Origin of the sequence: Curtobacterium sp. MCBA15_007, from assembly GCF_001864905.1 — a bacterium.
GTDB lineage: Bacteria > Actinomycetota > Actinomycetes > Actinomycetales > Microbacteriaceae > Curtobacterium > Curtobacterium poinsettiae.
In genome coordinates this window covers 95898-107233 of the sequence record NZ_MJGM01000022.1, presented here as the reverse complement: position 1 = coordinate 107233, position 11336 = coordinate 95898, and the positions used below count along the sequence as shown (strand labels likewise).

At 71.1% G+C, this 11336-nt stretch carries 10 protein-coding genes; 5 read left to right on the top strand and 5 right to left on the bottom strand.

Annotation, left to right across the window (positions count from 1 at the left end; all coding sequences use genetic code 11):
• Positions 1-389: 389 nt before the first annotated feature.
• On the bottom strand, positions 390-1265 hold the full coding sequence (locus BIU95_RS11000) for a DUF808 domain-containing protein (protein ID WP_042537898.1): 876 nt from the start codon (positions 1263-1265) through the stop codon (positions 390-392).
• A 94-nt stretch (positions 1266-1359) separates the two neighbouring features.
• Between BIU95_RS11000 and BIU95_RS10995 the strand changes: the two genes are divergently transcribed.
• Positions 1360-1629, top strand: coding sequence for a hypothetical protein (locus BIU95_RS10995; RefSeq protein ID WP_042537772.1), 270 nt, complete (start codon positions 1360-1362; stop codon positions 1627-1629).
• A gap of 31 nt (positions 1630-1660) precedes the next feature.
• Here the strand turns inward: BIU95_RS10995 and BIU95_RS10990 are convergent, their stop codons facing one another.
• From BIU95_RS10990 to BIU95_RS10980, 3 genes are all read right to left on the bottom strand, one after another.
• Positions 1661-2077 (bottom strand): VOC family protein, encoded by a 417-nt coding sequence (locus BIU95_RS10990; RefSeq protein ID WP_071251675.1) that lies wholly within the window; start codon positions 2075-2077, stop codon positions 1661-1663.
• 348 nt (positions 2078-2425) lie between these two features.
• On the bottom strand, positions 2426-3013 hold the full coding sequence (locus tag BIU95_RS10985; protein WP_056072745.1) for a TetR/AcrR family transcriptional regulator: 588 nt from the start codon (positions 3011-3013) through the stop codon (positions 2426-2428).
• A gap of 76 nt (positions 3014-3089) precedes the next feature.
• Entirely contained in the window at positions 3090-5279 is a 2190-nt protein-coding gene (locus BIU95_RS10980) for an MDR family MFS transporter (protein ID WP_071251674.1), read from the bottom strand.
• A 96-nt stretch (positions 5280-5375) separates the two neighbouring features.
• On the opposite strand from BIU95_RS10980, the gene BIU95_RS18715 reads away from it, so the two are divergent.
• The 3 genes from BIU95_RS18715 (at position 5376) to BIU95_RS10965 (ending at position 9394) form a co-directional block, all read left to right on the top strand.
• Positions 5376-5840 carry a MarR family winged helix-turn-helix transcriptional regulator gene (locus tag BIU95_RS18715; RefSeq protein ID WP_042537769.1) on the top strand — a complete coding sequence of 155 codons (465 nt, stop codon included), beginning with the start codon at positions 5376-5378 and terminating at the stop codon, positions 5838-5840.
• A 91-nt stretch (positions 5841-5931) separates the two neighbouring features.
• A complete protein-coding gene (locus BIU95_RS10970; protein WP_017886812.1) occupies positions 5932-7740 on the top strand; it encodes a DEAD/DEAH box helicase in 1809 nt (602 codons plus the stop codon).
• A gap of 316 nt (positions 7741-8056) precedes the next feature.
• Positions 8057-9394 carry a fibronectin type III domain-containing protein gene (locus BIU95_RS10965; protein ID WP_071251673.1) on the top strand — a complete coding sequence of 446 codons (1338 nt, stop codon included), beginning with the start codon at positions 8057-8059 and terminating at the stop codon, positions 9392-9394.
• 70 nt (positions 9395-9464) lie between these two features.
• Here BIU95_RS10965 and BIU95_RS10960 read toward each other — a convergent pair whose 3' ends face one another.
• Positions 9465-10388 (bottom strand): NAD-dependent epimerase/dehydratase family protein, encoded by a 924-nt coding sequence (locus tag BIU95_RS10960; RefSeq protein ID WP_071251685.1) that lies wholly within the window; start codon positions 10386-10388, stop codon positions 9465-9467.
• 125 nt (positions 10389-10513) lie between these two features.
• Here BIU95_RS10960 and BIU95_RS10955 point away from each other — a divergent pair, with 125 nt between their 5' ends.
• The gene (locus BIU95_RS10955; protein ID WP_071251672.1) at positions 10514-11299 is read left to right on the top strand and encodes a TetR/AcrR family transcriptional regulator; all 786 of its coding nucleotides are present in this window, start codon (positions 10514-10516) and stop codon (positions 11297-11299) included.
• The last annotated feature ends 37 nt before the right edge of the window (positions 11300-11336 follow it).

Here is an 11336-nt window from a genome sequence, read left to right as displayed (position 1 = left end):
TGGATCGCGGGGGTCGCGGCCTGGGCGGAGGAGATGCCGAACGCGGCACCGCCCAGGACGAGGGCGCCGGTGGTGGCGAGGGTGATGGAGGTCTTGAGGCTCTTGCGCATCGTGATCAGTCCTTTGCTGTTGTCGCGCTCGGCGCGGCTGCTGTGTGCGCGCCGAACACACCCTGGTGCAGGGTGGAGAACCAGCGGTGTGCGGCTGGTGAGCGCTCCGGGTGGTTCCCGGTCGTTGCAGGTGATTCGGCACCCTCTGGCGAAGGGTTTGGACGGATCTGACGTCGTTACCGCTCTGTGACCTTTCGGCTGCTGCGGGTCAGGACGCCTTACCGGACGGGAGGCGCGGTGCCAGGCCGCCACGGGCCTCCCGTCCGTCGCGCAGTCGCGTCAGTGCTGCCCGCCGCGCAGGCGGCCGATGCCGAGCACGATGCCGACGACGACCATGCCGAGCACGAGGCCGGCCACGGCCGACACGGCCGTGTCGGCGATCCAGACGACGACGGGGCCGGCGGCATCGAGCGCGTGCTCGATCCCGTGCAGCAGGTCGTACGGTCCGTGCCAGATCGTCTCGGCCAGGTTCGCGATGACCAGGTGTCCGCCGACCCAGAGCATCGCGACGGTGCCGATGACGCTGATGACCCGGAAGACCATCGGCATCGCGCGGACGATCCTGGCACCGATCCGGCGGGTGCGGCGGACCGAGTTCTTCATCATCTGCAGGCCGATGTCGTCGACCTTGACGAGCAGCGCCACGGCGCCGTAGACGACCGCCGTCATGACCAGGCCGATCACGATCAGGGCGCCGAGCGTCGGCCAGAGCCCGAGGTCGGGGTCGAGGCCCGCCAGCGCGATGAGCATGATCTCGGTGCTCAGGATGAGGTCGGTGCGGATGGCGCCGAAGACGAGCTTCGGTTCGGTGACGGCCTCGTCGGACCCGCCCTCGTGGTGGACACCGAACCACTCGGTCACCTTCTCGGCACCTTCGAAGCACAGGTAGGTGCCGCCGAGCAGCAGCAGCCAGGGCAGCACCCCGGGGGCGAACGCCGTCAGCAGCAGGGCCAGCGGGATGATGATGACGAACTTGTTGAACAGGCTGCCGAGGGCGATGCGCCCGACGACCGGCAGTTCGCGGGCGGGCTCCAGGCCCTGCACGTACTGGGGTGTGACGGCGGCGTCGTCGATGACGACCCCCGCGGTCTTCGCGCTGGCCTTGAGGGCTGCGGAGAGGATGTCGTCCACCACGGCGAGCAATCCGACTGACAATGCGTTCTCCACTCGTCTGACCTGTGACGGTGCACAGCGTAGTGGCCGCGGAGCATCCTGAACGCCAGCCGCGGGGCGTCCGTAGGCTCGCGACATGGCTGACTTCACCGCATCCCAGGCCGCCGTCGTCCGGATCGAGCGTTCCGAGCAGGGCCGCTGGGACCTCTCCGTGATCAGCGACGCCGGTGTCGCGATGGGCCACGGCGTCTACTTGTTCGACGCAGCGCACGACGACGCCGAGGACGAGCGGGCCGCGGCACTCGACTTCGTGCGCGAGTACGGCTTCCGGTTCGAGCCGGACGCCGTGCAGGCCGACGGCCCCGACGCCTTCTGGGCGCCGCTGCTGCCGTCCGACCAGCAGTAGGCGCTGCTGCGCGCGGGAGTCAGCGCGGGACTCAGCGCGCCGAGTCCTCGAACCCGATCAGCCAGGCGACCCCGAAGGCGTCACGGACGGTGCCGTCCCAGTCGCCCCACGGTCGCTGCTGCAGTGGGTCGACGACCGTGCCGCCCTCGGCGAGCTGGTCGAACCACCGGCGCAGGACGTCCGGTTCCGCGGCGCCGAGCAGTGAGAAGAGCAGCCCCGTCGCCGAGAACGGGGTGTCGCCCTCGCCCTCGCTCGCGTCCGCGGCGAACAGCTGCAGCTCGCCGGTGAGCTGGCCGTGCGCGACGGCGTCGGCCGGGCCGTCCGTGCGGGAGCAGTCCGCGTAGGTCGCGATCTGCACCTGGCCACCGAACACCCGCTGCCAGTGCTCGAGGGCCTGCCTGGCGGTGCCGGCGAACTGGAAGTACGGCGCGGGTCCGGTCGTGTGCATGCCCGGCAAGGTACTCCGGAGTGCGGACTGGGCGTTCGTCAGCCGAGCAGTGCCAGTGCGCGACGGCTGGGAGACGCCGTCGTCACGCCGAGACGCCTCCGGAAACGGTGGCGTCTCGACGACTTCCCGGCGTCGGGCGGACACGACGGCGTGTCAGCCACCCGGCCACGATGCGGACGGGAGGCCCGTGGGGACGCCGCCACGGGCCTCCCGTCCGGCACCGGGGCACGCGCACGGCGCGACGTTCCTTCCCATTGCGCCTGCGCTGGAAAGCGGAAACGGGCGTACCTGGCGGGAAGTTCCTGCCAGGTACGCCCGATTCGACCAGGTACGCCCTGCGCCCCCGGCTCAGGACGCGAGCGCGGCCATCTCGCGCACGACCGCACGGAGCCGGTCGGCGAGCTCGTCGTTGCTCCGCACGGTCTCGCGGTGCGCGACCTCGCTGAGCGCCGACATCACCAGGGTCACGGCGGTGCGGGCGGTCTGCGCATCCGTGCGAGTGCCGACGACGCTGAGCAGGGACTGGCGCGACTCGGCCATCCACTGCATCACCATCGACGACATCTCCGGCCGGAGCACGAGCAGCTCCTTCATGCGCCTGCGGTCCTGCGAGAGCGGCACGGTCGCCGCGACCAGGGTGCACAGGTCGGCGACCAGGGCGCCGTCGGCCTCGGCGAACCAGGCCGCTGCGCGCTCCGGCACCTCGACCGAGTCGAGCCCGAGTGCCGCGTGCGCCTTCGACGAGAAGTAGTTGAAGAAGGTGCGGGGCGAGACGTCGGCGTCGGCGCAGATCTGCTCGACCGTCACGCCGTCGAGCCCGTGCGCGGACACGAGCGTCAGTGCCGCGTCGTGCAGCGCCTGCCGGGTCTGCTGCTTCTTCCGTTCACGCAGCGTGCACGGCTCCGTTGCCGCAGCCGCTGCCGGGGTGGTGATCACGTGGACTCCTGGTGGATCGATGTGGGTGGGAGGGGCGCCCGCCCGGAAAGGGGGCACGGGCGGACGCCCCGGTCGGTCACCGACGGTGCGTCGGCGCGGATCCGGTCGAACCCGAGCCGGTCGGCACGGACCCGGTCATCGGGCCCGTGAACGAGCCGGCCTCGGCGGCGGCGGCGCCCGCCTCGGCCTCGAGCTGCGCCTCGGCGGACATGTCGGCCTGCTCCTGCAGCGCGGAACGCTGGCGCAGCGGCGGCACCCGGAAGAACCAGGTCAGCACGAACGCGAGCAGGATGACGCCGAGACCGACCCAGTAGATCGTCACGGACGAGGCGTTGAAGCCCGCCATGAACGGCCGGGTCAGGCGGCTGTCGGCACCGGTCAGGAACGAGGTGTCGTTCGTGCTGGTGGCGCTGTCGCTCGTGGTGTTGCCGTCGTCGATCTTCTTCGCGAGCTCCGGGGTGAGCTCGTCGACCCAGTAGGAGCGCTGCGCAGCGTTCGACCAGTCGACGGACACCGTGCCGTCCTGCACGCTGGCGTGCGCCTGGTCGGCGACCTGCTCGAGGGCGGACTGCTCGGCGGCCGGCGTGGCCGCGGCGACCTGCTGGTCGATCACGGTCTGCGCTGCCGCTGCGGGCACGGCACCCGCGGCGACCTGCTGCTGCACGGCCGCGGTGACCTGCTCGGTGACCGCGGCGTCGGCGGCCTGCTTCGCCTTGGCCGAGGCGGCGTCGAGCTGTGACTGCACGGTCTTCGTCAGCGGGGTGACGACGGGCGTCCAGATCTTGTCCATGGCGCCCTGGTTCGCCTTCGCGCTGGCGACGGTCGGGTTGAGCGCGGCGTCGAGTGCCGGACCGAGGTCCTTCTGGTTCGCGGTCGCGGTCAGGATGTTCGCCGGCATCACCGAGAACAGGATGGACAGCAGCACGGCGGTGCCGAGCGTGCCGCCGATCTGGCGGAAGAACGTGGCGGACGACGTGGCGACGCCCATGTCACGGGCCTCCACCGAGCCCTGCGACGCCAGGGTCAGCGACTGCATGACCGATCCGAGGCCGAGACCGATGAGGAACATGCCGATCATCAGGAACCAGAGCGGCTTGTCGATCGACATGAACGTCAGGACGACGTAGCCGGCGGAGACGAGCGCGGTGCCGATGACCGGGAAGATCCGGTAGCGGCCGACGCGGGCGACGATCTGACCCGAGGTGATCGAGGCGATCATCAGCCCACCGACGAGCGGCAGGGTCGCGAAGCCGGACTCGGTCGGGGTGAGCCCCACGACGATCTGCAGGTAGAGCGGGATCGTGAGCATCGCACCGAACATCGCGAAGCCGACCAGGAACCCGATGACGGTCGCCATCGAGAACGTGCCCGAGCGGAACAGCTTGAGCGGGATGATCGCCGCGTCGCCCATCTTCGACTCGATGAGCAGCAGACCGATCAGCCCGACGACACCGACGACGTAGCAGGCGATGGCGGCGGGGGAGCCCCAGCCCCAGATGCGGCCCTGTTCGGCGACGAGCAGGAGCGGCACGAGGGTGACGATGACGGCGGTCGCGCCCCACCAGTCGACCTTCGGCTTCGCGTCGCCGGCGCCGTGCACCTTCGGCAGGTGCAGGAACACGATGACCATGAGCAGCGCCGCGACACCGATCGGCACGTTGATCAACAGGACCCAGCGCCAGCCGGTGATCCACAGGATCTCGGAGGAACCGGCGAGCAGACCACCGATGAGCGGGCCGATGACGGACGAGATGCCGAAGACGGCGAGGAAGTACCCCTGGTACTTGGCGCGCTCACGCGGGGCGAGGATGTCGCCCATGATCGCCAGCGGCAGCGACATCAGCGCACCGGCACCGATGCCCTGCACCGCGCGGAAGGCGGCGAGCATGAGCATCGAGGTGGACATCGACGACAGGACGGCGCCGAGGATGAAGACGACGATGCCGAAGATGTAGAGGGGACGGCGGCCGAAGATGTCGGAGAGCTTGCCGTAGATCGGCGTCGCGATCGTCGAGGTGATGAGGTACGCGGTGGTCACCCAGGCCTGCTGGTCGAGCCCGTGCAGGTCGTCGCCGATCGTGCGGATCGCCGTGCCGAACACCGTCTGGCCGAGCGAGGACAGGAACATGCCCGCCATCAGGCCGTAGATCACCAGGAGGATCTGACGGTGGGTCATCAGCGGCTGCTGGCCGGCGCTTCCGGAGGCCGCGGGGGCCTCGGCGGTGTGCCGACCGTGCTGCACCGAGACGGGTGCGGTGGCGGTCATCGAACTCCTTTTTCTGGCTGTGAAACTTTGCAGACCGCGCAACGATACATCTGTTGCTTCCGGCAAGCAACTAAATGTGCCCGCTACGCTGGGCGCGTGACCGACGACCGGCGTGCCGCAGAGCGACTCCTGCGATCCCAGCTCGACCGGCTGTGGGTCCGGCAGACCCTGCGCTCCTCGCTCATCGAGTCGCGCGGTGGGCTCGACCCGACCGCCCGCGTGATCCTGCGTGCCGTGGCCGGCCACGGCCCCGTCCGGGCGACCGCCATCGCCGACGCGACGGGGTTGTCCCGCCCGGTGATCAGCCGGCGGGTGGCCTCGCTGATCGAGGCCGAGCACCTGATCGGGTCACCCGATCCCGCGGACGGCCGCGCCACGCTCGTCACGCTCGCCCCCGCAGGACGGCGACTGCTCGACGAGCTGGACGCCGCCGGCGCCGAGGTCTTCGACGACCTGACGGGGGAGTTCGCCTCGGACGAGCTGCGCGCGCTCGCCGAGATGCTGACGCGGCTGAACGACCGTGCCGACACGGTCCTGGGGATCGGCACCACGCGCTCCTGACGTGACCGAGGGGACGGACAGGAGGCCCGTGGCGGCGCCGCCACGGGCCTCCCGTCCCTGCGGAGCGCGCATTCGAGATACCGTTGGTGGTATGAGCACGGACACCACCCCCACCACTGAGACCCTCGACGACGGGCCCGTGGTGACGTTCGCCGATCTCGGCCTGAGCGACGCTGTGCTCAAGGCCGTCAAGGACATCGGCTACGAGACCCCTTCCGCCATCCAGGAAGCCACCATCCCCACCCTCCTCGCCGGGCGCGACGTCGTCGGCCTGGCGCAGACCGGAACCGGCAAGACCGCCGCCTTCGCGCTGCCGATCCTGTCCCGCATGGAGTCCGGCAGCAAGAAGCCCCAGGCGCTCGTGCTGTCCCCGACGCGCGAGCTCGCCCTGCAGGTGTGCGAAGCGTTCGAGCAGTTCGCGTCCCACATGAAGAACGTCCACGTCCTGCCCGTCTACGGCGGCCAGGCCTACGGCGTGCAGCTCTCCGCCCTGCGCCGTGGCGTCGACGTCATCGTCGGCACCCCCGGCCGCATCATGGACCACCTGGCGAAGGGCACGCTCGACCTGTCCGAGCTGAAGTACCTGGTCCTCGACGAGGCCGACGAGATGCTCAAGATGGGCTTCGCCGAGGACGTCGAGACGATCCTCGCCGACACCCCGGACGACAAGCAGGTCGCGCTCTTCTCGGCGACGATGCCCGCGCAGATCCGCCGCATCTCGCAGCAGTACCTGACCGACCCGGCCGAGATCACCGTCAAGACCAAGACGAAGACCGCCGCGAACATCACGCAGCGCTACCTGATGGTCTCGTACCCGCAGAAGGTCGATGCGCTCACCCGCATCCTCGAGGTCGAGGACTTCGAGGGCATGATCATCTTCGTCCGCACCAAGAGCGAGACCGAGACCCTGGCCGAGAAGCTCCGTGCCCGCGGGTACGCCGCCGCCGCGATCAGCGGTGACGTCGCCCAGGCCCAGCGTGAGCGCACGGTCAACCAGCTGAAGTCGGGCAAGCTCGACATCCTGGTCGCCACCGACGTCGCCGCCCGTGGTCTCGACGTCGACCGCATCACGCACGTCGTGAACTTCGACATCCCCGTCGACATCGAGTCCTACGTGCACCGCATCGGTCGTACCGGTCGTGCCGGCCGCTCGGGTGACTCGATCAGCTTCGTCACCCCGCGTGAGCGTCGCCTGCTCGCCGCGATCGAGCGCCACACCAAGCAGCCGCTCACGCAGATGCAGCTGCCGACCATCGACGACGTCAACGAGACGCGCCTGACCCGCTTCGACGACGCGATCACCGCGGCGCTCGAGGACCAGGGCCGGATCGCCGCGTTCCGCGACGTCATCGCGCACTACGTCGAGCACCACGACGTCCCGTCGGACGACGTCGCTGCCGCCCTGGCGGTCGTGGCGCAGGGTGACTCGCCGCTGCTGCTCACCGCAGCCGACGACGCGCTCCGCTCGCAGATGGAGCGTGACGCCCGCCGCAGCGAGCGCGACGACCGTGGTGCCCGCGACGACCGCGGCGGCCGCAACGACCGTGGTGCCCGCGACGACCGTGGCGGCGACCGCGACCGTGGCGACCGCGCCCCGCGTCGTTCGCAGCCGATGTCCCCGTACCGCATCGAGGTCGGCCGTCGTCACCGCGTCGAGCCGCGCCAGATCGTCGGTGCGCTGGCCAACGAAGGCGGCCTGCGCCGCGACGACTTCGGTGCGATCCAGATCCGTCCGGACTTCTCGATCGTCGAGCTGCCGGCCGACATGGACCCCGGTGTGCTCGACCGCCTGACCGACACCCGGATCAGCGGCAAGCTCATCGAGATCCGTGCGGATCGCCGTGGTGGCGGACGCCGTGACGACCGCGACGAGCGTCCGGAGCGCAAGCCGCGCTACTGAGACGCGCCGCGTCCGAGACGCGACCCCTGTGGACGGGAGGCACAGTGCCAGCTGGCACCGTGCCTCCCGTCCGTCGTCGGTGCGCGTTCCGGGCCCGCGAGACGCCGTCGTGTCGCTTCCACGCCGCCGAGTCGGCGAGACGCCCCCGGATTCCGCGGCGTCTCGGGAACACGACGGCGTGTGCGGGGGTACCGGGCGGCATCTTGCGGTGCGGGGAACCGCACATCCCGCCCGCAACCGTTCCCCTGCGGTCGGCACGGTGCTGTGATACCCGGAGCCGTGACGCAGGGAGCCGCGGAGAAGGCAGGGGAACATCGTGTACCGAGCACTCATCACCGCGGTCGCCGCCGCGGCGCTCGTCTTCGGAGGTGTGGCGCCTGCGACGGCGCACACCTCCTGGTCGTCGGTGCCGGGAGCGCCGACCGCCGTCCGCGTCACCGGCGACGCGGACAGCGCCACGCTGACGTGGCGTGGCCCGAAGCACGGCGCGAAGGTGACGGGCTGGAAGGTCGCGGTCGCCGCCGTCGCGAACCGGCACGACCGTCAGGTCGACCGACTCCACCCGCGCGCCCGCTCCGACCGCTTCGACGAGCTCTCGCCCGCGACCACGTACCGGTTCTCGCTCCGTGCCCTCGGACACCGGGGGACCGGCCGCACGATCACGCTGCGCTGGACGGCACCACCCGCACCCGAGCCGGAGACGACGCAGTCGCTGTTCGGGCTCGACGGCAACGGTGACGTCGTGCGGTTCGCGGACTCCGGCAGCGGTGCGAAGACCGTCGTCGCGAGGGACGTCGAGGGCTTCGCCGCGAATGCCGACGGTGACGTGTTCACCCCGACGGCGGACGGCACTTCGATCCTGCTGCACCCGGCCGACGGCGGCGGGATCTCGATCATCGCGTCCGGCCTGCACCTGACCCCGGACCTGCGCTCCGATGCCGAGGGCAACCTGTACTGGGTGGACTCGGTGACCGGTGCGGTACAGAAGCTGTCCGTCGGCACCTCGACCCCGAAGGTCGTGCTCGACCTGGGTGGCAAAGCCGTCGGGAGTGATCAGCGTTTCTGGACGGTCACCCCGGACGGCAAGGTCGTCGTGCTCGGCGGAACGGTCAGCCAGCCGTACGTCAAGGGCACCGGCATCGCACCCCGCACGTTCACCGGGCCGAGCGGCATGATCGTCGGCTACCCCGCCGGTGTGCTCGCGGACTCGCAGGGCAACGTCTACGTCGACATCCGATCGACCGGTGCCGCCGGGTCGTGGATCTGGTACCAGCTCAAGCCCGGGGCGACCGAACTGACGAAGATCGAACCGCGGTACGCGTTCGACTACGCCGCCGCGAACGCCGATGGCTTCTCGCTCCTGCAGTCGGCGCAGTTCTGCCCCGCCCCGTCGGAGTACCGGCCGGGCGGGTGCACGATCGACCGCGGCATCCCGGACAAGCTCGTGGTGGGCAGCGGCGGGACGTCGACCGTGCCGGTGACCGGGCTGACCGCCGGGTCGCGTGGCGAGCACCTGGGTGCCGCCTCCGCCGACGGGGACGTGTTCGTCTCGATCGAGAGCGGCCCCTCGGTCGGGCTGTGGAAGGTCCCCGCCGCGGGTGGAGCTGCGCAGCAGCTCGACGTGGCGCAGTACTCGAGGCTGCTGGTGATCTGACCGGCGGTGCGAGGCGGAAGGGGGTGGGACGCAATGGAGCGTCCTACCCCCTTCCGTGTGTGGCTCGCGGTCAGGCCACGCCGGCGGCCGTGCGGCGGCACACCTCGTCCCACGGGGTCGGCTCGATGCCGAAGCGGGTGCGGCTCTCGGCGTCGTCGACCACGTACGGCGCGGTCCACTGGTAGGTCAGGTCGGCCAGCTCGCGCATCATCGGCGACACGAGCCCGCCGACCCGGAACAGGGCCGCGGGCATCCGGCGTACCGGCACCGCGGGCTTTCCCGTCGCCGCGAGGACGTCGGTGAGGGCCTGGCGCTGCGTTCGCGGTGCGTTGCTCGGCACCATCCACGTGCGGCCGTGGGCGCTCTCGTCCTCGGCGGCGGCCACGAGGGTCCGGGCGACGTCGAGCACGTCGGTGAAGGTGTGCGGCAGGTCTGTGCGGCCGACCATCCACACCGCCCGGCCCCGCAGTGCCGCCGGCAGCACGCGCGTGACGTGCCCGTTCGCGCCGATCCCGGGCCCCAGGTAGTCCGAGGCGCGGACCTCGACGGCGCGGATCCGGCCCGCGTCGTGCGCGGCGAGGGCGTCGGCCCACATCCGCGCCCGGAGCACGCCCTTGCGGTCCGTGGCGGCGTCCGGCAGTCCCTCGTGCATCGGCCCGTCGACCGGGCCGTACGGGTACAGGTTCCCGGTGATGGCGTACGTCGCACCGGTCCGTTCGGCCGCGGTGAGCAGCGCTGCGGCGAGCGGGGGCCAGGTGCGTTCCCACTGCGTGTAGTCGCCGGGGTTCGCGCAGTTGTACAGGACGGCCGCTCCCTCGGCGGCGCGGGTGAGCGCGTCGGCGTCGGAGGCGTCGAGCGCGAGGTGCTCGACCCCGGCGACGCCGGTGCTGCGCCCGGAGCGGGAGACGACGGTGACGCGGTCGCCCCGGGCGTTCACGAGTCCGGCGACGTGGCGGCCGACCGGGCCGGCGCCGATCACGATGTGGTGGGACATGGTCTCCTGCTTCCTGGTCGATGCGAGAGCAGTGCTCTCGGAAGCGAGCATGACCGCTCCTGCGCGGAAAAGCAAGAGCACTGCTCTCCTTTGTGTGCGCTGCTCTCTCGTGCCAGGATCGACGGATGGCACCCACCGCCCGAGCGCTCGCACGGCAGACGGTCACCGCCGACATCCTGGCCGCGGCACGCACCCGTCTGACCGACGAAGGTCCGGCGGCCCTGAGCCTGCGTGCCGTCGCCCGTGACGTCGGGATGGTCTCGTCGGCCGTGTACCGGTACTTCCCGAGCCGCGACGACCTGCTGACCGCCCTGCTCATCACCGACTACGGCGAGCTCGGTGCCGCGGTCGAGGCCGCCGGTGCGGCAGCCGGACCCGATGCCGGGGCGCGCTGGGTCGCGATGTGCCGGGCGATCCGTGACTGGTCGATCGCGCACCCGGGGGACTTCGCGTTGCTCTTCGGCTCGCCGGTACCGGGCTACGCCGCGCCGCGCGAGACGGTCGCACCCGCGACACGGACGACGCTCGCCCTGGTGCGCGTGGTCGCGGACGCCGTCGGCTCCGGTGCGCCCGGTGCGTCGGGTGCGTCGGGCGGATCGGGTACGTCGGGCTCGCCCGTCACGTCGACGCCGGGGACGGCCGGGAGGCCCGGATCACCCACCGCGCCCACGGCGGCTCCCGGGGTGGCCGGTCCCGCCGTCGCGGACGGGGTCGCCACCCTGCGCTCGTTCGGCATCTCCCTGCCCGACGAGGTCCTGGTCCGGACGCTGATGGCCTGGACGACGGTGTTCGGGACGATCTCGTTCGAGCTCTTCGGGCACTTCGTGGGGTCCGTGTCCGACGGTGCGGCGTACTTCGACCAGGTCATCGCACGCCTGGCCGACGACCTGGGGTTCACCGCCGTCTTCTGAGACGCCGTGTCCCCAGATCGGGTGAGCAACCTGACAG

Bases quoted from the DNA above. Each gene is read 5' to 3' on its own strand.
- BIU95_RS10960 (WP_071251685.1), bottom strand. From the start codon at position 10,388: ATGTCCCACCACATCGTGATCGGCGCCGGCCCGGTCGGCCGCCACGTC.
- BIU95_RS10990 (WP_071251675.1), bottom strand. From the start codon at position 2,077: ATGCACACGACCGGACCCGCGCCGTACTTCCAGTTCGCCGGCACCGCC.
- BIU95_RS10955 (WP_071251672.1), top strand. From the start codon at position 10,514: ATGGCACCCACCGCCCGAGCGCTCGCACGGCAGACGGTCACCGCCGAC.
- BIU95_RS10995 (WP_042537772.1), top strand. From the start codon at position 1,360: ATGGCTGACTTCACCGCATCCCAGGCCGCCGTCGTCCGGATCGAGCGT.
- BIU95_RS10980 (WP_071251674.1), bottom strand. From the start codon at position 5,279: ATGACCGCCACCGCACCCGTCTCGGTGCAGCACGGTCGGCACACCGCC.
- BIU95_RS10970 (WP_017886812.1), top strand. From the start codon at position 5,932: ATGAGCACGGACACCACCCCCACCACTGAGACCCTCGACGACGGGCCC.